General features: G+C 61.1%; 19 protein-coding genes. 5 read left to right on the top strand and 14 right to left on the bottom strand.

Annotated elements, in window-relative coordinates; translation table 11 throughout:
• Positions 1–99 precede the first annotated feature (99 nt).
• The 4 genes from WBB07_RS20715 to WBB07_RS20730 form a co-directional block, all read right to left on the bottom strand.
• Complete coding sequence (locus tag WBB07_RS20715) at positions 100–1,038, bottom strand: HTTM domain-containing protein (protein ID WP_526310241.1); 939 nt, start codon at positions 1,036–1,038, stop codon at positions 100–102.
• Between the two features lie 541 nt (positions 1,039–1,579).
• Positions 1,580–2,854 (bottom strand): O-antigen ligase family protein, encoded by a 1,275-nt coding sequence (locus WBB07_RS20720; protein ID WP_526310242.1) that lies wholly within the window; start codon positions 2,852–2,854, stop codon positions 1,580–1,582.
• Between the two features lie 188 nt (positions 2,855–3,042).
• Entirely contained in the window at positions 3,043–4,503 is a 1,461-nt protein-coding gene (locus WBB07_RS20725; RefSeq protein ID WP_526310243.1) for a lipopolysaccharide biosynthesis protein, read from the bottom strand.
• 11 nt (positions 4,504–4,514) lie between these two features.
• Entirely contained in the window at positions 4,515–5,573 is a 1,059-nt protein-coding gene (locus WBB07_RS20730; protein WP_526310244.1) for a polysaccharide pyruvyl transferase family protein, read from the bottom strand.
• Positions 5,574–5,808: 235 nt separating this feature from the next.
• Between WBB07_RS20730 and WBB07_RS20735 the strand changes: the two genes are divergently transcribed.
• Positions 5,809–6,711 (top strand): glycosyltransferase family 2 protein, encoded by a 903-nt coding sequence (locus tag WBB07_RS20735; protein ID WP_526310245.1) that lies wholly within the window; start codon positions 5,809–5,811, stop codon positions 6,709–6,711.
• Between the two features lie 411 nt (positions 6,712–7,122).
• Here WBB07_RS20735 and WBB07_RS20740 read toward each other — a convergent pair whose 3' ends face one another.
• From WBB07_RS20740 to WBB07_RS20750, 3 genes are all read right to left on the bottom strand, one after another.
• Positions 7,123–8,340, bottom strand: a complete 1,218-nt coding sequence (locus tag WBB07_RS20740; RefSeq protein ID WP_526310246.1) for a DUF1501 domain-containing protein — start codon at positions 8,338–8,340, stop codon at positions 7,123–7,125.
• Positions 8,341–8,349: 9 nt separating this feature from the next.
• Complete coding sequence (locus WBB07_RS20745) at positions 8,350–9,663, bottom strand: DUF1800 domain-containing protein (protein ID WP_526310247.1); 1,314 nt, start codon at positions 9,661–9,663, stop codon at positions 8,350–8,352.
• Between the two features lie 180 nt (positions 9,664–9,843).
• A complete protein-coding gene (locus tag WBB07_RS20750; protein WP_526310259.1) occupies positions 9,844–11,172 on the bottom strand; it encodes a UDP-glucose dehydrogenase family protein in 1,329 nt (442 codons plus the stop codon).
• Positions 11,173–11,831: 659 nt separating this feature from the next.
• Here WBB07_RS20750 and WBB07_RS20755 point away from each other — a divergent pair.
• Positions 11,832–13,337: a sugar transferase gene (locus WBB07_RS20755; RefSeq protein WP_526310248.1), complete on the top strand. Its 1,506-nt coding sequence runs from the start codon at positions 11,832–11,834 to the stop codon at positions 13,335–13,337.
• Positions 13,338–13,906: 569 nt separating this feature from the next.
• Here WBB07_RS20755 and WBB07_RS20760 read toward each other — a convergent pair.
• The 6 genes from WBB07_RS20760 to WBB07_RS20785 form a co-directional block, all read right to left on the bottom strand.
• Entirely contained in the window at positions 13,907–14,800 is an 894-nt protein-coding gene (locus WBB07_RS20760) for a cyclopropane mycolic acid synthase family methyltransferase (RefSeq protein ID WP_526310249.1), read from the bottom strand.
• 142 nt (positions 14,801–14,942) lie between these two features.
• Positions 14,943–15,806, bottom strand: a complete 864-nt coding sequence (locus tag WBB07_RS20765; RefSeq protein ID WP_526310250.1) for a cyclopropane mycolic acid synthase family methyltransferase — start codon at positions 15,804–15,806, stop codon at positions 14,943–14,945.
• A 103-nt stretch (positions 15,807–15,909) separates the two neighbouring features.
• Positions 15,910–16,848 (bottom strand): alpha/beta fold hydrolase, encoded by a 939-nt coding sequence (locus WBB07_RS20770; protein ID WP_526310251.1) that lies wholly within the window; start codon positions 16,846–16,848, stop codon positions 15,910–15,912.
• 3 nt (positions 16,849–16,851) lie between these two features.
• On the bottom strand, positions 16,852–18,204 hold the full coding sequence (locus WBB07_RS20775) for an ABC1 kinase family protein (RefSeq protein ID WP_526310252.1): 1,353 nt from the start codon (positions 18,202–18,204) through the stop codon (positions 16,852–16,854).
• 211 nt (positions 18,205–18,415) lie between these two features.
• Entirely contained in the window at positions 18,416–19,021 is a 606-nt protein-coding gene (locus WBB07_RS20780; RefSeq protein ID WP_526310253.1) for a DinB family protein, read from the bottom strand.
• Position 19,022: 1 nt separating this feature from the next.
• The gene (locus tag WBB07_RS20785; RefSeq protein WP_526310254.1) at positions 19,023–19,550 is read right to left on the bottom strand and encodes a DinB family protein; all 528 of its coding nucleotides are present in this window, start codon (positions 19,548–19,550) and stop codon (positions 19,023–19,025) included.
• 60 nt (positions 19,551–19,610) lie between these two features.
• Between WBB07_RS20785 and WBB07_RS20790 the strand changes: the two genes are divergently transcribed.
• On the top strand, positions 19,611–20,561 hold the full coding sequence (locus WBB07_RS20790; RefSeq protein WP_526310255.1) for a helix-turn-helix transcriptional regulator: 951 nt from the start codon (positions 19,611–19,613) through the stop codon (positions 20,559–20,561).
• 18 nt (positions 20,562–20,579) lie between these two features.
• Here WBB07_RS20790 and WBB07_RS20795 read toward each other — a convergent pair whose 3' ends face one another.
• Positions 20,580–20,783 (bottom strand): hypothetical protein, encoded by a 204-nt coding sequence (locus WBB07_RS20795; RefSeq protein ID WP_526310256.1) that lies wholly within the window; start codon positions 20,781–20,783, stop codon positions 20,580–20,582.
• A 196-nt stretch (positions 20,784–20,979) separates the two neighbouring features.
• On the opposite strand from WBB07_RS20795, the gene WBB07_RS20800 reads away from it, so the two are divergent.
• The gene (locus WBB07_RS20800) at positions 20,980–21,573 is read left to right on the top strand and encodes a DUF7158 domain-containing protein (protein ID WP_526310257.1); all 594 of its coding nucleotides are present in this window, start codon (positions 20,980–20,982) and stop codon (positions 21,571–21,573) included.
• A partial coding sequence (locus WBB07_RS20805; RefSeq protein WP_526310258.1) for an ROK family protein occupies positions 21,573–22,102 on the top strand: 530 nt, incomplete at its 3' end. The genes WBB07_RS20800 and WBB07_RS20805, both read left to right, overlap by 1 nt.

The raw sequence follows: 22,102 nt of genomic DNA on the forward strand, positions 1-22,102 counted from the left end.
CGACCGCTCCAGCGTCTCCAAAGTCTCACGCTCGGCCGCCGTCATCGACAGGGCCGCTGCTGGTGATGCGCTCACCCACGAAGAATACCGAACATGCAGTTAGCTATTTGCGTGACACACCACTAGCTCGTCTGCCTCGGCCGTGGTGCCAGCTGCGCGGCTGGCTATCCAGACAAACACTGGCGAGAAGAACACGGCGTAGACAAATATGTAGTCCACGAAACTTATTCCTAGCGTCAAAAAGACCCCAACATGGAAACCAGCAAGGAGGAGGAGCCATAATCTGAATATCAGCGGCATGAATACGACAAAAATCAGCCCGCCTTCAGCCACCAGTGTCGCGTAATCAAGAAACTTCCAAAACGCATCGTTATCAATTTGGAAGATCCATGAGCCCAGAGGTCCGGGCTTTTCGTCCCGAATAATGTCTCGCGCTAATTGACCGCGTGAAGCTTGGCGATCGAAATCGAGCCAACCCCCTATAACTTTGGGCACTGCAGCCGACAGCATGGCCCAGCCGATTGTCATCGCATACAGTAGTACTGGCATACCATTCGAAATGGGGTTCTGATCGCGCTTTCGGCGCCGCCGGATGTAGGAATCTACAGACCACGCACGACCCCAGCCGGCGCAGGACAGAAATATCGGCGCCAATTCAAACAGTATGAAGTGATCAACTTTTGAAAATGAGTAAGAAATTCCGGATCCAGTGATGAGCGCCACCGATAGTGCCACCGACACCGGGATGGTCCATACCCCAGCTGCTAGCAATACGCCGAGGAGAGTTGTTATAGCTGTCAAAACGAAAAGAAAGCCCTCTGGTGGCGGTGTCGACAGAAAAAAGAATGCTCCTGGGCGAGGGTGGAAAAATTCGGCTGGGACTTGTGGGATCCACGCTAGATTGATCGGGAAGATAACTACCCAGACGCCGAACGCAATTCGTAGTGCGGCCAAAACTCTCAGATCGGGAGCGTACGAATCCGCTATCCGAGTGATCCGCTGCTCTACCCAGTTGATCACAGTGTGATGACCTTCCATACGCAAGGTGCCTCCTTGACGACAGTCGAATCGACGACGCTTATGAGGTTCTTCTGCCAACACATCCGTAGTTCAGTCGGTTCGATTCCAGTCGTCGTCTCTATGCGGTCTCGCAGCCAATTCTTGACCGAGGGAGTAATACTGGAAGGGTCGGCCGAGAGGAAGAGATAGTCATATGACGGCCGTGCCGTGGAATAGCGGAACTCTTCCATTAGTTGAGGTATTGAGATTGGCCGGGTAGTGCCATCCCTTGCTGTAGCCTCCGCGCTTGCGAAAGTTACGCCGAAAGTCTTATCTGACGCGGCGGCAACTCCGAAACTCGGCATGCGAATACTGGGATAGGGTTCGGGATGGACGATGAACGATAGATATCCCTGTAGCGCCAGCAGAGCAGCGAAGGAACAAACTAAAACTGTTCGCCAAGGTCTACGGCTCCACCAGAGTGCCCATTTTGGCATCTACGACCCTTCCCCCGAGTAAGCAACATCAGATGAACTAAATTCTGCTCGTGTCAAGGATCCTTGAGTTTTCATCCGACGGGCTATCGGATCAACCCGGTGTCGACTGTGGGGGTTCGCGCGTGCTTGCTCATGCCTACGGCTGGAAGCGTGGCTATCGCAAACAGCAGCGGTAGCCAGTACTGGTCTTGGGCGAAGAAAGCTGACATCGACGCAAATGTCAGGAACGCAGCGAGAACCGCGGCCGCTTCAACAGACCGGCTGCCCGCCATCGCCCTCAGGATGGTCGTCAGCAAGAGAGCTGTGACAGCGAGAAACCACAGGAACAGCAATAACCCGCCCTGGTACCAGGCATGGAGGAGATACGTATGGACTGCTGTGACACCGTCAAATGTGCCAGAGCTGGCGTCGTCCATCCCTACCCCGAAAAGCGGATCATCGGACAGGTATTCAAGCGCCCATTGATAGGTCCGGAGACGGACATCTACCGAGGCGGCACCACCGACGTCATCTGCACCTGTCACGACTGCCATTCGGTACTCGACAACTGAAACAGCCCAGGCACCGCCGACTATGAAAATCGAAGTGCCCGCCGCCAATGCGGCAAAGAAGGCTGCGACCAACCGACGGCGACCGATGGCGTAGACCATCAACCCCACCGCGCCGGCAAGCATCGAACTCAGGCTTCCAGTGCCGACCAGGCTTACGGCGTTCACTGCGAAGGCACCCCACAGAGCGGCCTGTGCAGGACGCGGTGCGTTTCGCATCATCGTAAGGCTCACCAGCAAGGCGATGACCGCCATGAGGCCTAGCACATTTGGATGGCCGGCAAAACCGGTCGACCGCCCAAATACCGCTCCGCGGCCGAAAACATCTGCGCCCGTGAGCTGTAAGACACCCGTGGCTGCCGACAAGGTTTGTGAAACGAGGAAAGCGCTCAGCACACACGGGACAAAGCTCTTCGTCCGAAGTATCTCGTACCGGAAAACGGCTGGAGCAAGGAGGCATATCAGGGCGAGTTCGACAGCGATCGTCAGGCTTGCCGAGATAGAGCTCGAGAAGCCGGATATGAACCCAGCGGTCGGGATGACGACGGCTCCTGCAATCCATATGGGAAAGCCGGCAGGTCGCGCTACACGCCCCAAAAGGGCAGCAACGACCAGCGCCAGGAGAATCATGTACTCAATGTGGCGTTGAGGTAACTGCCAGCCGGCGTTGACTGATGTCCGCATGACTGGGACCAGCGCCGCAATCACAGACCAGAGGCCGGTCCAGAACAAGGAACGTTGCGACTTGTCGCTGCAGCCCGACGATGTCAGCGCTTCGGGCCGCGTCGAAAACAACTGTTGGCTAGTCATTGATACGCCTCATGACACCCGTGATCTGATTTGTTGGTAGATGTGCCCGCGAGCTGTCCTGTCGGCAGGGTTGTCGAACATTCCAGTGCTTGAAAGCGACTCAAACCTAGCAAACTTGATGCTTCTTCGCAGTCACGCGCGCACAGCACAGGGGGCGAGCGTGACTGCACCGACGCCCCTCGGCTCAGTCATGCGGCACCGTCGGGCTTTGCTCGATTTCGCGCAAGCCGGACGAACCTGCGTACCTCGGCGCGGTACGCAGGAGTTACCAGGAGCACGAAGGCGGACCAGACGAAAACCGTTGTGCCCCCGATGAGAAGCGGAACCCAAGTCCCATCGAAAAGACGTGTTGCCGCCGCCCCGATTGCGGCTGCGGGGAGTGCAAAAACAGCTACCAGACACAGGCCGGAAAGAGCGAGCTTGCCCATCGGTAGTTGCGTTACGCGGCCGGCCCACCACATGTTGACTGCCCAAAATGCTGCGTAGCCCACTGAGCAACCGGTCGCGACTCCGATTCCGCCCCAGATCGCCCCCACCGCAATCGATCCGATGATGAGAGGTTGGCCGATGGTGTAGATGACCAGCTGCCTGCGAGTTTCTCCGAGAGTGACGAACGCCCAGTACGGAACCTGGCCAAGGGCGCGGAAAATTCCCGACACTGCCAAAATCTGCAAGATGATCACTGACTCAAGCCACTGGTTGCCGAGCGCAATACGAACAAGCGGCTCTCCGAAGCCGATCATGACGCCGTAAAAAAGCGAGGTTACCGTTACAGTCGCGAACTGCGCAGTTTTGAGGAAGCGCATGAAGGCATTTTCGGTGTCCTGCAGCTTGGACAGTACTGGAATGGCGACTCGTGACAGTGGTGCCGTTACTTGAGTGAGTGGGAGTACCACGATTTGGTACGCCCGATTGTAGATGCCGAGTTCCGTGGGGCCTCGCAATGCTCCGAGTAGCACGCTGTCAATGTTCTTGGAGATATAGGCCAGGCCCTGCGTGCCCACCAGTGCCCCCGCGAAGCGGACAAATTTTGCTATCGGCACGTTGCGCTTGTACAGGCCTGGCCTCCAGCCGGCTAGCAGCACTCCGAAGAGCGCTTCTAGAATTGCGACGACCAGAGGTTGAGTGACAAGTGCCCAGTAACTATGTGTGTTGGCAGCTATCGCGATAGCTGCCGCGAGTCCGATTGCTTGAGGAATCGCCTCGGTCGCCCCAAGTGCGACAAAGCGCAGATCGCGATTGATCTGCGCTTTGAATTGTGTGGTGAACCCATTTATGAGAAAGGTGGCGGATAGTGCTTGTGTGATCCCGATCAGTCTGTCGTCGCCGTACAAATAGGCTATCGGCCACGATGCGCAAAATACGACAGCCGCCAGGAGTGCGCCAATGGCGGTGTTCAGCCAAAATAGATTAGATTTCTCGTGAGCGCTGAGGGTTCTGGCTTGCAGTGAAGCCACGGAAAGGCCGAAGTCGCGAAGCAGCTCCCCGATGCCGATGATGCTCATGACCATCGCGATGAGGCCAAAATCCGCAGGCGTCAAAAGGCGCGCCAGAACCACAATGGAAACTACGAGAAGTCCTATTCTCGTGGCCTGCCAGAAAAGCGTTGCGGTTGCGCCTTTGAACGCGCTTTGGGCCAAAGAGCTCAATTCATCCTGCCCTAGCGCTTGTTTGTCGCAAGTAACTCGAGGTGTGCTGTCAAGTCATTGAGGTCATTCCACGCCGCTTGCGTTACGGTTTGAGCTTCCGCGCAACGCGCCATCTGCTCTTCGAAGATGGTGTCGAGTGAATTCGGGATGACCTCGAGAGAAACCGTGGACCGAGGAAAGCCCACGGCGTCGAAGTGGCGACCAATTTTTGTCTCTGCTCTGTCGGTGACGCAAAGCGGAACTGCACCCTCGGTCATTCCGACAATCAAGGCGTGGAGGCGATCACTCACGACCAGCACGCTGTTCTGGTAGATCTCGCGGAGAACGTTTTCATGGTCCAAGAGCGTGCGATCAGCCGGCCAAGGTATTAGCTCGGCGTTGAGGCGAGTCGCAAGTTCGGCACTTCGTACCCCGTCGCGACGGACCTGAGTGACGACTACCAGCCGTCTCGAGCTAGCGTGCGCCAGGGCTCGCAGGGACTCGAGCAGAGTGTCTGAAGGGGAGTCGCGATCTTCCCGATAGGTGACGGCGATGAGAGGGCGGTCGTTGTCGACAAGTTGAGTGCCCGATGGGGGCCATCCAAAGGCCCAGTCAGGGGAAACGGATCCAAAAAGGAATGCCGTCTTGGTGGTGCTGTCCCGCCAGCGAACCTCTGTGGAAAGCCTGAACAATAGGCGCAGGTACTTGAAGTACACGGGGTTCATGGCCCGCATCGCCATGCCAAGGCGTAGGACTTGACCGCCTCGTAAGCGAGTGCCCAGCACGAGTGGGAGAAGCTTGATCTGTCGACGGAGAGTCCGGTCGTCGAGGCCGAGCTCGCCGGGTTTGTCGACGAACCACACCTTGCCTTGAAAAAGAGCGCGCCAGGCGGCGCGATGCCACTGACGAAGATTGCTGTAAATGACGTCTTCCTGATGAAGGTCGAGGCTTTCCAGGAAGTCGGCGGAGGAGTCCCCAAGGTATATGTGGAGACGCCCAACTTTGCGGAGACGGTCAAAATACTCTCTACGGAGAACAACGTCGCCGATGTTGTCTTCCTGTCCAGTACCCAGCACAAAAAGTTCAGGCATCGTTGATCCAAACCCCCAACTCAATGGATTCCTATCCTTACAAAGCCTGTATCGCATGCCCAGATGAACTGTCACCGCTTCGAATCATGCACCGACACACAGGTACATGGTGATCGTCGTCGGTCCGTGGCGTCACGGTCAAGCGGTCGACGGACTCGCCGAGTCCCGAACTTATCATCGTGCCAACATGGTCCTCACGCAGCTCGACGAGTAGTGGTGGCTCATAATTGCTTGTATGGCTGACACTTACCTGGTTGCGATCGCTTCCTACCGACGTCCGGAAGGGCTGCGCAAACTGCTCGACAGCCTGCAGGATGCCATTGGATCGACAAGTGTCGAGATCCTTGTCGTGGACAATGATTCCGAGGAGACGGCCCGAACAGTTGCAACTCAGCATGCTCTGCAGCCGCTGTATGTCGTCGAGTGCGAGCCTGGTATCGCCGCTGCGCGTAATCGAGCGCTCGATCATTTCAGCGACCGGTTTCGGGGCATAATCTTCGTGGATGACGATGAATGGGTGTCTCCTTCCTGGCTGACGACCCTTACCTCTTACGCGGACCGCTCGGGAGCCGATGTGGTGCTGGGTCCCGTCGTGAGCGAATACCCAGATGAGACACCGGGTTGGGTCAGGCGGGGCGGTTTCATCCAGCGCAGGATCCGAGAAGACGGGCAGGAGCTTCGCAGCGCGGCAACCAACAACACCCTGCTACTGCGGGATGCATGGATCCGTGCGGGAGCGCCGCGGTTCGACCCCTCTTTTTCGGCGACAGGTGGTTCAGACACTGATCTGTTTCACGGGATCCGAAAGTCGGGGGCGAGGATTCTCTTCTGCGCCGGAGCGATTGTCTATGAAGAGGTTCCCGTGGAACGGCTCACATTTCGTTGGTTGCGTCGACGGGCCATCAGAAACGGCATCGTGGATACGCGTGTTCGGATCAAGCACCAAGACTCGCTACTGAGAGGACTGGGTGGGGGAGTGATCCGCGCCGGCTATGGGATCTTGTTCTTGGCGGCGGGCCTGGCAACCGGCCGGGGACTGCAGGCAAGGCCGTTTGAGAATCTCTTCAATGCCTATGGTCGCTTTGCCGCGCTGCTGAACGTCCGGATACGAGAGTATGCGCGAGTTCCCGTGAAGTGACGAAGTCTCAAGGCAGGCAGCTCAAGCCGACATCCGAGTGCGGATGCAGGACAGTGTCGCTGCTTTCAACAGATGGCCGACCTCAGTCTGGCGATGGAGCGCAGGGCTCGCTCGGGCGTCAACGTCCTGACCGGACTCGAACAGGTTACGAACGTGAGAAGACAGCGGCTTGACATGGTGCTCGAGGGCTGCGGCATGACGGCGGGGGAGCGTGATCCGGTGGTGTCGGCCTAATTGGCCCGCGGGCTGATGTGAAAGAAAGACCCTCGACCCCACAAGGGCTTTGGCGGGCCGGTTCACGTGCCGCGCTGACACGCACGTCAGTCTCGACAGACGCAGTGACCTACGGAGCTCGTTCGTATCTCGTTTGCCGATGTTGCGTGCTGGTGCGCAATCGAGTTCGGGAGAGTCTCACGCCAGAAACCCGAGAGGTTTACGTTTCGATCCAACAATCGCGTCGGGATCGGCGGCCAGCGTAGAAGTCATCAGCTCGGAGTAGATGTCGCGAAAGTCGTTTGTAGTCTTCAGATCCCCGCCCTCGAGATCGGTCAGGCTGGGGGCGTCACCGTAGAACCCGCCACGCACGGGCTTGCCCGCCACAAAGACCGGCCCTGAGGTGCCGTGATCGGTACCATCTGATGCGTTTGCCGCGACGCGGCGACCGAATTCAGAGTAGGCCATCAAAACGACGTTCTGGCCGCGATCGTGCCCGGACATTTCTTCGAGAAACTTGGTCAGCGACCGGTCAACGGCTCGGAGCAAGCCTTGTTGCGTACCTTTTTCGTCAGCGTGTGTGTCGAACCCTCCCGTTGACACGCAATAGACCTGTGTCGGCAAGCCTGCGCGGATGCAGTGGCTGACAACATCGAGCTGCGCCGACAAACTCTCGTCCGGAGGACTCTCCGCAGATGCCTGCGGCCCCTCGGCGTTGTCAAAGGCTTCGTTGAATTGCCGGCCAGATTTCGAGGCTGCCAGGTACGAATTCCGCACAGCCGACATGCTCTCGTTGTCGCTTGGATCTGGCTCTGAGAGCGACGAGATCAACTTGATCTGATCGGCGCGCTGGGTCGAATCCCTGGTCAGAATCGTTGCAGCCGTGGTCTTCTCTCCGATGGCAAGCATGGGTAGAACGCTCCCCACGCTGATCGCGCGAAGGGGATCTCCGTTCTTTTCTTGATCGAGCCAACGTCCAATCCATCCGGTGCCGACGCTGTTGTCGATTGAACCCGTCTGCCAGATGTCCATTGAACGAAAATGGCTACGGTCCTGATCCGGATAGCCAACACCCTGAATGATCGCCAGCGACCCTTCATGGAAAAGCTGGCCCAGGCCTCTCATTCCCGGGTTCAACCCGAACTGGCCATCAAGGTCAATTACTTCATCAGCTGAATAAGCAAGATCGGGACGGGCGTCGTAATACTCGTTGGCGGTATAGGGAATAACGGTATTGATGCCGTCATTGCCTCCGTACAGCGTCACCAGTACCAGGACGCCCTGCCCGGGATTCATCGGCTTTTCGGTGGCGAGGAGGTGGATGTCTGTCCAGCGCAGATTGAGAGACGCGGAAACTGTCCCAACGCCGGCAACGCCGCAACCTGCCAGGAATGCGCGACGGCTCAGAGACGTCATTCGTTCTCCCTAGATTGTTACGTACTCTGGTGTGTTGGCGGCCGCTGCCACGAGCGCCACAGGGTCTCGACGGTGACGGCCCAACACCTTTGCAGTCTGTCCCGACCATTGACCGACGCCGAGCAGGTAACCGACAGCATCAATCCGTTCGTCCACGGGCGAATCGGCGACGAGGCTGATATCGCCATTTGTCGCGGCCATGGTGGCTGCGCTGATACGCAAGAAGACTGGTGCGGTGGACAACCATGCTTGACCATTGGGCCAGCCCCCCACGTTCGGTGGATGGAACGGTAGCTGGCCAAGAGCTTTGAGCCTTCTGGCGACGTCACCGTTTGTCTTCTGGTCCTCAAGCGATACCCGGAGGGCTCTGAGTAGCCCGATAAACCAATCGATCGGGCCATTGATCCGCGTGGCCTGTCCGTCGAGGACTGCGGGATCGCCGAGGATGGCTGCGGTCAGGGTCTTCAGATCGCGTTCTGGCCCGTACGCCTCGACCAGCCGCTCGAGTGTCTGCGGCGTCGGAGGAGTGTTTGCGGCCAGCTGCTGCCACAATCGAGTGGCGATGTAGCGAGCAGAACCAGGCTGTTCGAGAGCAATATCGCAGAATGCAGCTGCATCCAAGTTGCCGGTGACACCGAGCACCGTCTTCTTTTCTGAGTCATGCCGATCGTTGGCGAATGTGACGGATCCGTCTCGCGAGACAACCCAGCCAGTCAAAGCGCGTGCACCCTCACGAATGTCGGTCTCGGAATATGCGTTCCCGTGGCCGAGAGTGAACAGCTCCAAGAATTCTCTGGACAGATTCTCATTCGGAGCTTCCGCAGTATTTGAATTACCGTTCAGCCATCGCAACATCGCGCCGTCCGTGAGCATCGAGTAGGCGAGGCTCTTGAAGTCGCCGAGGCAGCGTTCTCGAATACGTTCGTTCTGAATGGCCATGAGCTGGGGGCTCCGCACAGGCGACGCTGCCGTAGCAAAATGGTTGTGCCAAACGAACGTGAGTTTCTCGATGATGGGCTGCTCTATTGCAACCATGCGACGCGGCCACCAGTAGGTGAGTTCCTTCGTCTGCTGTTGCCGGGTTTTACGTATCTTTTCAGCTTCGGTATCTGAAACATCCTTCGGGGGTAGAGCGGACCTGAATTCTGGAATGGGTGTTGACCGAGCCCCGGGGTCATCTGCAAAGCGGGTGTCGAGTATGGCCGCAATGGTGGCGGATAGGTCGCCGTCGTTTACCGCTGCGTCCACGGTCGATCCAGTCGTTCCAAAGCCGCTGCGGCGCAGCACACGAGCTGCCGTCATCCATTCCGCCGATTGCGTCACGCCGTACATCTCCAATGTCGTAGCTATTTGTGCTCGACTTGTTCAGAATTCGTCGAATGATCTAGGTCGACGCGCGGCCATGTCGCTCCGCTCGGCTCAAGCGTAGCCGAACTGGCGACAGTGGTCGGCGTAGCCGAACGCGCAACTTCGAATCGTTATTCTGGTCCGGCTGATGGCCGGTTAGCGTCGACCCATCCCACGGTAATCCCAGCCTGCGTCGGTCCATTTTGCTGGGTCGAGGCAATTTCGTCCATCGATAATGCTGCGCTTGCGGACGATGGGGTGCAGTTCGGAGGGGTTGAGCCGGCGAAATTCCTCCCACTCGGTGAGTACAAGCGTCACGTCAGCACCCTTGCAAGCGTGGCTTACATCATCTGCATAGTCCAGGGTGGGAAAGAGCCTGCGGGAATTCTCGATTGCCTTTGGGTCGTAGACAGTCACGGAAGCCCCTTGCAGTTGGATCTGACCTGCAATGTTCAGCGCGGGTGAGTCGCGTATATCGTCAGAGTCGGGCTTGAATGCTGCTCCGAGCACGGCGACACGCGTACCGATGAGGGAGCCGCCAGCTGCTTCCCTGGTCATTTCCATCATCTTGGCGCGTCGTCGCATGTTTATGCTGTCGACTTCGCGCAGAAACGTGAGCGCTTGGTTTGCGCCGAGTTCACCAGCTCGGGCCATGAAGGCGCGGATGTCTTTTGGTAGGCAACCTCCGCCGAATCCGATCCCGGCATTGAGAAATCGACGGCCTATTCGCGCGTCGTGTCCGATGGCATCGGCAAGCTCGGAGACGTCGGCGCCGGCCGCCTCACAAACTTCGGCCATGGCATTGATGAAGGAGATCTTGGTGGCCAAGAAGGCATTGGCGGCAGTCTTGACCAGCTCCGCGGTTTCGCGATCGGTGACCAGAAACGGCACACCTTCATCGATGATGTCGGCGTAGACCTCGCGCGCTACCGTTTCGGCTCGACCGCTGCGGTCGACATCGACCCCGAGCACGATCCGATCTGGATGCAGGGTGTCCTGCACTGCGAAGCCCTCACGTAGAAACTCGGGATTCCAAGCCAGTTCGGCATCTTCGCCTACTGGGGCGAGTTGCTTGACCATCTCGCCGAGCCGAGCCGCGGTGCCGACCGGCACGGTCGACTTCCCGAAAATTACTGAAGGCCTTGTCAGCAACGGAGCCAGCGTCTTGATCACCGAATCGACATACACAAGATCTGCGGCGAACTCGCCGCGCTTCTGTGGGGTCGCTACGCCGATGAAATGGATATCTGCGAACTCGGCAGCCTCTTCGTAGGAGGATGTGAACCGCAGTCGACCGTTGTCGACATTCTCTTTGAGGACGTCTTCGAGCCCTGGTTCGTAGAACGGGACTTCGCCTGCAGCAAGCTTTGCGAGCTTCGCGGGATCAACGTCGACGCCGATGACTTCGTGGCCGAGCTGAGCCATGCATGCGGCATGTGTGGCGCCCAGGTAGCCGGTGCCGAAAACTGCTATACGGCAGCCCATTTCATCTCCCTCTACCTCGCTGGTCGACTGTGAGGTCACCAATCGAGATGCCTTGTGTCTGTGATCGCTCGACTTGCCGTCGCAACCGGACAAGCATCCATCAATCTGGCCACACTTGCTACTCGTCGTGTCGACCAGAACTCTGTGGCGCCTGCTGCAGTGCTCTGTCGGCGGTCGGTCATGTCGATGCTCGACCATGTCGTTGGGGCGGGGTGACTCGGTTGCCGGCTATGTCGTGTTGGACGGCAAGGAGATTCGGTAACTTCAGCCTTCATTTGGGCCGGGTGGTAGCTGCGATTGGGCCGCCGCTGAGACCTGCGTCGTCGAGCGGTGCGGGAATGGGAGTTACGGGTTTGCTATCTACGTCTAGCCGCGGTTCGTGTGTCGTCCGGTATCTGAATCGACGAGGCGGCCCGCGTCGGAACAACCACTGTGACGACACTTCCGGCCCAGGGCCGGGTTGAGCGGATTCCGAATGATTGCGGGTGCGTCGAGGCTTGGTTGGCGCGACGTTACGAGAACGTGAATTTTGCCTATCGGATTCTGTGCTTAGCGGCTGGTGGTGATAGCTTTGCTGAGCGAACGCGCTGTCAGCCTTGAGGGCAACGCCGCTCGTAGTCTAAAGTTGCAGCGTATGGGGGATAAACCAAGGGGAAGTAATGACTGCGGTGCATAATCACCCTAGCGCTACAGCAAACTTAGATTCGGCGGGGGAGCGAGGCTCTGGTTTGAACAAAGTCCCCGCTTGGCAGCGTGACTACGCCCGTCGGCTTGTCGTGATCGACCTGATCGGTGTGGTTTTGGCAATCGGGCTGGCGCAGTGGCTGCGCTTTGGTGAGTTGCCTGAGATTGAGCGTGCCTTCCAGTATTCGAACTACTCCGTCGTGTCATTCGTCATCGCATTGGGCTGGCTGGCGGCGTTGTCTATCAACCGTTCTCGTTCTCCGCGGGTGATCGGCTCCGGGGCCGAAGAGTATCGACGAGTCGTGTTGGCCACCTTGTCGACCTTCGGCTCCGTCGCCGTCATCTCGATGCTCTTCAAGCTCGAGATCGCCCGCGGCTACCTGATGATCGCTCTGCCCACCGGTATCGCGATCCTTGGCTTGTTCCGTTGGCTGGCCCGTCGCCAGGTGGTGAAGGCACGCCAGCATGGCGAGTGCATCACGCGGGTTCTGGTGGTCGGCAACGAGGCAGCGGTGCGTGATTTCGCGAAAGCGCTTGTGCGTGAGCCATGGTCTGAGTACCGCGTGGTGGGCGCCTGCATTGCCGGCCCGGATTCCAAGAGGCTCATCGACGTCCCCGGTGTCGGTGCCATCCGTACGTTTGGTGACGAGTCCAACATCGCGGCCGCGGTCGCAGCGACTGCCTGCCAAGCGGTGGCGGTGACGGCCACCCAACGACTCGACGGCGCCGGTATCCGCGACCTGTCCTGGGAACTCGAGGAGCACAACATCGACCTTCTGGTCTCCCCGGGTGTCGTCGACGTCGCATTTCCTCGCCTCCAGATGCGGCCGGTCGCCGGCCTCCCGTTGATTCATGTGGAGAAGCCGCAGTACCGCGGCACCAAGCGATTCGAGAAGCGCCTGTTCGACGTGGTGTTCGCCAGTGCGGTGCTGCTGTTCGCGTCACCGATCCTGATTGCAGTGGCGATCGTCATCAAGGCGACCAGTCGAGGCCCGGTCTTCTACCGCTCCGAACGAATCGGCATCGACGGCAAGCCTTTCGAGATGATCAAGTTCCGCACCATGGTCAACGATGCGGACAAGATAGTTGGCCAGCTAGCTTCTCTCAACGAGAGCGAGGGGGGCGTCCTCTTCAAGATCAAGGAAGACCCGCGCGTCACCTCGGTAGGCCGCATCTTGCGCAAGTTCAGCATCGACGAACTGCCGCAGTTCATCAACGTGCTCAAACGAGATATGAGTGTTGTCGGCCCGCGTCCGCCGCTGGCGCGGGAAGTCAAGTCCTACGACGACTATGCGCGCAAGCGGCTACTGGTCAAACCTGGCATCACCGGCCTGTGGCAGGTCAGTGGACGCTCGGACCTGTCCTGGGAAGACTCGGTGCGGCTGGACATGTTCTACGTCGAGAACTGGACCATGATCGCAGATATGGTGATCGCCGTGAAGACGGTCAAAGCCGTCTTCACCAGTTCTGGCGCCTACTGAGCCGCGCACTCGGAAATACGTCGCTACAGTAGCGTGCTCGGATCGCCGACGGACCGGCCGTGGCCCAATCTCCCTCGGCGAACACGAAATACACACATGACGTTGGTGTCCGCTCGGGGAGAAGTTTCGGTGGTGGTACCCGCAGCGGAACGCTGGCTGTACGGATCTTGTTCTTGGCGCGTGTGATTCGCTGTCCCGCCGCAGTCTTGCTCTGCGGCAATGCGTCGGTGATCTCGGCGACCGTCAGACCAGACTCCAGCCAACGCCGACGAGGTGCGCTCCAGTGCGGGATCGGCGCGGGTGACCGTCGTCCGCAGCTGGTCACCGTGCACCTGGTGCGGGTTGCTGCGAGACGCGCGGGTAAGAGCACCTCGGGCGCGGCATCTGATTCCGTTCCGGGCCGCACAGATTCGCGACACGGTCGGTCCAGCGCTCGGTTGCGTGCCACGGTCAGCAGCAACGCGCCCGGGTTGTCTGGCGCGCAGTCACGTGATCAATTGCGCAGCCACCTCTGCGGATGCCTCCTGGCCGGCGTCCTCGGCGTAGTGAGGATCCGAGAGCCGCAGCTCTTACGCGGAAGCCGGCTTGCGGTACGTCACCAGGCTCACGTCGATGCTCTCGTCGATGAAGTAGTACTGGCAACCGGTCAGGTACTTCATGTACCGGTTGTAGTTCTCTTCGTCGGTGGCAGCGATCGCCGCGTCTTTGTTGGCTTCCAGCCGCATGGCCCAGATACCGAGGGTCTTGATGTAGTGATTGCGCAGTGAGACCACGTCGGGCACCGAGAACCCGGCCTTCTCGCCGTGCTCGATCATCATGTCGGTGGTCGGAATGCGGCCGCCGGGGAAGATCTCGGTGATCAGGAACTTGATGAAGCGGGCCATCTCGAAGGTCAGCTTCTTGCCGCGGGCCTGCAGGTTGTCGGGGTGATAGCCCACACTGCTCTGGATCGTCATCCGGCCGTCGGCGGGAAGGATGTCGTAGCAGTTCTTGAAGAACTCGTCGTACCGGTCGAAGCCGAAGTGCTCGAACGCCTCGATGGAGACGATTCGGTCGACGGGGGAGTGGAACTGCTCCCATCCCTGCAGACGGACATCGAACGTGCGCTCGGTGTCGATCTTGCTCAGCATTTCGGTGCAGTACGCCTGCTGGTTCTTGCTCAACGTCAGGCCGATGACGTTGACGTCGTACTTCTCGACGGCGCGTTGCAGGGTCAGGCCCCAGCCGCAGCCGATTTCCAGCAGTGTCATGCCGGGCTTCAGGTCGAGGGCATCGAGGTGCTGGTCGACATTGGCGACCTGAGCCTCGGACAGCGTGACGTTGGGGCCGGTGAAGTAGGCGCAGCTGTATTTGCGTGTCGGATCCTGGAACACGCCGAAGAAGTCATCGGAAAGGTCGTAGTGCGCTTGGATGTCTTCAAAGTGCGGCTGTAGATCAGTTGTACCTGAAGTCTGGTCGGCCATCGGTCTTACTTGCCCTTCCTAATACCCTGCACCGGCGCAGGGCCACCCCTGGACTGTGTGACAGGCACCCTACCTGCAGGGCAGATGCGTGACGTCGAGGCGCGCTGCTGGGCCTGACTTGGTGAATGTGGTGCTGGCCCGATCACTTCTCGCAGGTGAACTGGCACACGTCTGTTTGTCTCTGACGAAACAGCTTTGCACACCCGGTGAGGTACTTCATGTACCGCTCGTAGACCTCTTCGGATTGGATCGCGAGGGCCTCGTCCTTGCGGGACTCGAGCGCCGCGGCCCAGATGTCCAGTGTCCGGGCGTAGTGCGCCTGCAGATGCTGCACCCGGGTGATGGTGAAGCCACCTTCAGCGGCACGCTCCTCCACCATCGGAATCGACGGCAACCGGCCGCCCGGGAAGATCTCGGTCATGATGAATTTGACGAACCGTGCCAGCTCGAAGCTGATCGGAATGCCCAGTTCCTTGGCATCCACCGGATTGAAACCCACGATGGTGTGCAACAGCATCACGCCGTCGTCGGGTAGCGCCTCGTGGGCCATCCTGAAGAAGTCCGGATAACGGTCATGCCCGAAGTGCTCGAACGCCCCGATCGAGACGATCCGGTCGACGGGCTCATCGAATTCTTCCCAACCCCTCAGCAGGATTCTCTTGCTGCGCGGGCCGTCCATCGCGTCGAAGCTGCGTTGCACATGCTCGGCCTGGTTCTTGCTCAACGTCAGACCGATGACATTTACGTCATACTTCTCCACCGCGCGGCGCATCGTCGCGCCCCAGCCGCAGCCCACGTCCAACAGCGTCATCCCGGGTTGCAGACCGAGCTTGCCCAGCGCCAGGTCGATCTTGGCGAGCTGAGCCTCCTCGAGCGTCATGTCGTCACGCTCGAAATAGGCACAGCTATAGGTCTGTGACGGGTCCAGGAACAGCGCAAAGAACTCGTCGGACAGGTCGTAATGGGCCTGAACGTCGTCGAAATGCGGTTCTAATTTTTTTGCCACGATCGGTCACGTCCTTCAGGTTTGCACCCAGAGGCCGGTTATCTCGTTTCCCCCGAAACCAACAACCACCCCGATTTCCGTTTCGGACTCTACCCCCAGAACGTCAGGTCGTGGACCCAAGTGAATCGCCGGCGGGCAGCGGATCTTCGGCGAATGTGACAGACAGTTCGCCGACCACCTGATCCCACAGCTGCTCGGGGAGTTCGTGCCCCATCCCGGGGAACAGCACCAGCCGGGCGCGCTGGATCGTCGTGGCGATCGAGCGGCCACCGCTGGGGCGCATCAGTTTGTCGGCCAGACCGTGGATCACCACCGTCGGGGCCGTTATCCGCCGGTTGTAATGCTGCAGGCTGCCGCTACCCAGGATGGCGCCGAACTGGCGTTTGACGCCCCACGGGTAGTAGCTGCGGTCATAGCTTTCGATGACCTCGGCGCGGATACGTTCGTCGGTGGACGGGTATCCGGGGCTGCCGATGATCTTGCTGACGCGTACTGCGTTGTCGATGATCGTCTGCCGCGGTGAGTCCGGATGCGGGCCCTTGATGACAGCGAAGAGCGCGCGCGGATCCGGCGGCGGCAGTGCAGCCCGGTTGTTGCTCGAAAAGATGACGCCCAGGGTCGAGGTTCGGGCAGCGTGCCGGGCGGCGAACACCTGCGCGATCATGCCGCCCATCGAGGCGCCGACGACGTGCGCCCGGTCGATGTCGAGGTGGGACAACACGGCGGCGACGTCGTCGGCCATGTCCTCCAGCGTGTACACCGACGGGCTCTTCCGGCCGACCAGCGAACGCGCCATGCTGGCGTACTGATTGGTCTCGACCCGCTGCCCGTCGAGCTTGCTCGACAACCCGACATCGCGGTTGTCGAACCGGAGGACCCGATGGCCTCTGGCCACCAGCTTCTGGCAGAACCCGTCGCGCCACAGCAGCAGCTGGGCGCCCAAACCCATGATCAGGACGACGGCCGGATCACCCGGGTCGCCCATGTCCTCGTAGTAGATGTCCAGATCGCCGGACTTGGCGTAGCCGGTACGGATCTCCACTCGCTATACCTTCTCGTCCAGGTCGCTGCGGTGTTCACGGCTGACCTCGACCATGAAATTGGCGAAGTACCCGGAGAACTGCGGGTCGCGCATCATCTGCCAGTTCGGTGCCAGCAGTTTCATGTAGCGCTCCACGTAGAGGAACTGCTTGCCGATCAGCACGAGCTCGCGCGGCAATTTCACGTCGTAGGCCTCGGCCAGCGTTCCGAGCTGCTTGCCGATCTCCGCATACGACATGTCGCCGAGCGTTTTCATGCTCAAGGGCTCGGCGAACGCCTCGAGATCCTTGGCGGCCTGCTGCTCGGGTCTGACCTTGCCGACCGCGCCGAGCAGAACCACGATCTTGCCTGCGGCAGCATGGTCCTTCTTCACGAGCAGCGAGTGGATGAGCTCGCGGAGCAGCCACCGGGTGCGGGGGTCGATGCGGCCCATGATGCCGAAGTCCAGGAAGACGACCCGACCGTCCTCTTGCACCAGCAGGTTGCCGGCATGCAGGTCTCCGTGGAACAGGCCGTGCCGCAGCCCGCCTTCGAAGGTGGAGAACAGCAGGGCCTTCACGAGTTCGGTGCCGTCATGCCCCATCTTGCGGATAGCGGCCACGTCATCGATGCGCACCCCTTGGACGCGTTCCATCGTCAGTACCCGCTGCGTGGTGAACTCCCAGTGCACATCGGGCACCTTGATGTTCTTGCCCAGCGGCGAGGCGTGCAGGTGGCTGACCCACGCCTCCATGGACTGCGCCTCGAGCCGGAAATCCAGCTCTTCGGCCAGGTTCTCGGCAAAATCGGCGACCACGTCCTGGGCGGAAAGGCGACGGCCCAGCTTCGCGAACTCGACAAGCTGCGCGAACCGTTTCAGGAGCTGCAGATCGGCGGCCACCCGGCGGCGGATACCGGGCCGCTGGATCTTGACGACCACCTCTTCTCCGGTGTGCAGGGTGGCGAAGTGCACCTGCGCGATCGACGCCGACGCAAACGGCTTCTCTTCGAAATGCCGGAACAGCTTGGCCGGCTCGTCGCCGAGTTCCTCGCGGAACAGCTTGTGCATCTCTGCGGTGTCGGCCGGCGGCACGGAGTCCAGCAAGCCCCGGAACTCACGGCTGAGCGGCTCGCCGAACGCCCCCGGGCTGGACGCGATGATCTGGCCGAACTTCACGTAGGTGGGCCCCAGATCGGCGAACGTCTGCGGGATCTCCTTGATGACCTTGAACTGCCAGGATCCCCGGGCCGGCAGCCGGGAGAAGACGCGTGCGGTGGTGCGGGTGAGCTGCCAACCCGTCACGCCGATTCGGGCGGCCTCGACAGGCAGCGGCACCCGGTCGAGGGCGGCCACCTCGCGGTGTTTGGTTGAACTCATCCCTGCAGTGTCTCAAATCGGCAGGGATGAGCCTAACCAAGCTTGACTATCGGCTTTGCCCGGTGAGCTGTCCCGGCCGCCGCTGGTGGATCTCAGCCGCAGCTGGGCGGGCATTTCCGGCAGTTGTCGGGGTAGTTGCCAGTGGGGCGGGTGTGGACCGAGTGGCTGCCCTCGCCTCGAGCGCGACCCCGACCGGGGCCCCGTTCACAGCTCAGCTCACCACCGGTTCCTTGCCCCAGGGGGTGAGCCACGGCGTGGGCTCCCAGCCTTCGAGACCGGCCAAGAGCTCGTACAGCGTTGCACCGTCGATGCTTTCGCGAATGATGTCGGCCTGGCCGGCATGGCGGGCCAGCTCTTCGATCAAGTGGAACACCACCCAGCGCACCGACCATGCCGACACGTCTTTGGGGAACCACGGCACCTGCTGCGGAACGGGCACCGCGGCACCGAGATCGGCGTCCTCGATCAGCGCGGCGGCCGTAGCATTGCCGGCCTCGAATGCGGCCAGGACACCGGCCAGGGTCTCGTCGTCGCGCATCACGAACTCGTCGGCATAGTCGGCGGACTGGTCTTCCATCGACCGCAGGTCGTCGGCGCACAGCTCGGGTGCGGCCGCGACCCGCGCCATCCACCCCTGCTGGCACGCGGTGACGTGCTTGATGATGCCGCCGATCGAGAGTGCGCTCACCGTCGGCTTCTGGCGGGCCTGCTCGTCGGTGAGCCCAAACGCGATGGCGCGAAAGGCATAGTGCTGAGCCTTCAGATACTCGAGCAATCCGGCGCGCTCGTCGGCGATGGGTGGCGGCATGGCGGGCATGTCATTTTCCTTTCGAGTGGATGTAAAGATCACGGATGCAAGCGATTTCAGCTCCGTGGTGGATCACTTCGCGATTGATGTGCAAGACCAGATCCAGCATCGGGTGCTCGGCCCACACGCCTTCGGCGGCGCCGACCGGCCGCCACAGCGCGTCGTCATCGAGCCCACGCACCCCGTCCATCCAGCCCCGATAGGCCTCGTCGAGCTGGCGCAGCGCCGTCGTCGAATCCAGGGCGTAGGTCCAGGTCTGGTAGTCGGCCGGCGGGCCACCGAAATGACTCTGGTTACGCATCGCCAGGACTCCGACGATCACATGAGCCAAGCGCCACGCGATCGTCGTGAACGGCTCCGGCTGTGGCGGGGGATAGGCAAAATCGATCCCGCCGTCGGGGTGCACGGTCCAGCAGTCGGGCACCGGCTCGTAGAAATACTCCTCGTCGGTCAGCCCTTCCAGTCGTGGCCGCAGCGAGTTCTGCCAGTGGAAATCGAGCTGATCTGCCAGCGCTGAAATCAGGCGGTGAGCTGTCATAGGACAAGCGTGTCACCCATTTAGGACAGCTTCGGTCCTAAAATCGCGAATACTGATGGCATGTCCGAAACGACGAGCCGGGTGCTGCGACTGCTCGGTCTGCTGCAGGCCCGCCGGGTGTGGACCGGCGGTGAACTGGCCGAGCGACTCGGCGTCACGGGACGCTGCGTGCGCCGCGATATCGAACGGCTACGGGAACTCGGCTATCCGGTCCACGCCAGCACCGGGCATGGCGGCGGATACCAGTTGGGCGCCGGCGCCGCCCTGCCGCCGCTGCTGCTGGACCCCGAAGAAGCTGTTGCGATGGCTGTCTGCCTGCGTCTGGCAGCCGGCGGCAGCGTCGCCGGAGTCGGTGAATCCGCGTTGCGGGCACTGTCCAAACTCGACCAGGTGATGCCGGCGAGGCTGCGATCGCAGGTCTCGGCCGTACACGAGTCGACGGTGACCTTGACCTCCGGCAGTGACACCCCGGTGGAACCCGAAGCGTTGATGACGCTGGCGCGTGCCTGCCGCGACCATGAGCACATCGACTCCGGTTACACCGACATCCGTGGGGCCCGAACGCAACGGCGGCTGGAGCCTTACCAGCTGGTGACCACCGGGCGGCGCTGGTATCTGCTGGCCTATGACCGCGACAAACAGGACTGGCGCACCCTGCGCCTGGACCGCATGGCCGACGTCTCGGCGCGCGGCAGTACTTTCACGCCCCGCGACGCGCCGGATGCTGCCGCCTACGTCAGCAGGTCGCTGAGTAGCTCGCCCTACAGATATGTCGCCCGGGTGCGCTACCACGCTTCCAGCGAAGTTGTCTCACAACACTTCTCGCCGTCATCGGCGACCGTGGAACCCGAGGGGCCGGACTCGTGCCTGGTCACCGCCGGTGCCGACAACCCCGAATGGATCCTGCTCTACCTGGCGATGGTCGGTGTCGACTTCGAAGTCCTGGGTCCGCCTGAAGTGATCGAAGGGGCCAAAGCGATGGCCCAGCGGATCGCGGCGTCGGTCAGCTGACGGGTATCGGGAACGCCGTCAGCCCGGTACCCCGTCATCCATCTCGGGCCACGGGCCGTCGGCGGCAGTGGTGTCACGGTTGTGACCCGCCGACCGCAGCTTCAGTTCACGCGAATGATGCCAGCGCAACCGCAGCAACAGTGCGCTGCGATGTGCTTCGAAGCCCAGCGACAGCAGGCCCCGAGGACCGCTGCCGCCCCCGGTGATGACTCGGTTTCTCACAATGACTCCACTGTTGCATAGCAACCGGAACTCGGCATCCGAGGCACGTAGAAGTCTCGTGACCGTGACATGAAGTGTTACCGAACCCCCGATGCCGACTCGAGGTGGCTGTTCTGGTCACAAGGCTGTGAACTCTTGGGCACGATCAGCCAACAGGCAGTGGCAACCGCAGTGCCACCCCGACAAGCTTGACGTCATGGCCCGAGCGATGCAGCACTCAGCGACGGTATCGGTGTCCATCGAGGATGTCGACGCGCGCGAAGCACTGTTCCGGGCCACCACCCCCGGAGCTGCATTACCGCTGATCGGGACACCGCAGTGGCGGCTCCTACGGCGTTGGCTGACCCGGTTGGTCATCACCGAACGGCTGCTGCACGCCGAAGCCGTCCGCCTGGGCGTCACCGCCGACCAGGCCCCAGAACTTGCCGATGTGCTGCCCGACGGGACGGCCCGGTTCGAGGTCGGCAGCATCGCGGCATCGGCGCTGGCCGATCCGGAAGCGCGGGCCGTCTACTGGTACGTCACCGAGGATGTCGACGTCTCCGAGATGGAGGTGGCGGCCTACCACGACCGCAACCCGCGGCGTTTCGCCGCCGCGGTGTCCTATGTCGGAAGCCGGCGCACCGGTGCGCAGACACCCCCGCTGGATGCCGTACGGCCGGCCATCGCCGCCCACCTGCGCGGTACCGCCCGCCGCCGGGCGTTCCGGCAGTGGCTCGAAACCCGCTCGGCCGAGATGACCGCCGTAGGAGCCCGCCACAGCACAGATCCACGCAGTCCCCGCCGCTGATGGGCGACCTGACGCTGGCACTCGATATCGGCGGGACCAAGATCGCCGCCGGTCTGGTCTCACCCGACGGCACCTTGCTCACCTCCCGGAGCCTTCGGACCCCTCGCGGTGACGCCGAAGAAGTATGGGCCGTGGTCGAACAATTGGCCGACGAACTGGGCGGCGAGGCAACCGGCATCGGCATCGCCTCGGCCGGGCCCGTCGATCTGCCCGCCGGCACCGTCGCCCCGATCAACATCCCGGCCTGGACCGGCGGCTTCCCACTGCGCGACCGCGTCCACAAACTGCTGCCCGCGCTGCCGGTCCGGATGGCCGGCGACGGTGTGTGCATGGCGCTCGGCGAACACCGCCGCGGCGCCGGGCAAGGTGCGCAGTACATGCTGGGCATGGTCATCTCGACGGGAGTGGGCGGCGGGCTGGTGTTCGACGGGAAACCGGTGTTCGGCAGGACCGGCAATGCCGGACACGTCGGACATGTGGTGGTCGAACCCGGCGGGCCACTGTGCGCTTGCGGTGCCCGCGGCTGCGT

The sequence above is a fragment of the Mycobacterium sp. genome (assembly GCF_049647605.1).
Taxonomy (GTDB): domain Bacteria; phylum Actinomycetota; class Actinomycetes; order Mycobacteriales; family Mycobacteriaceae; genus Mycobacterium.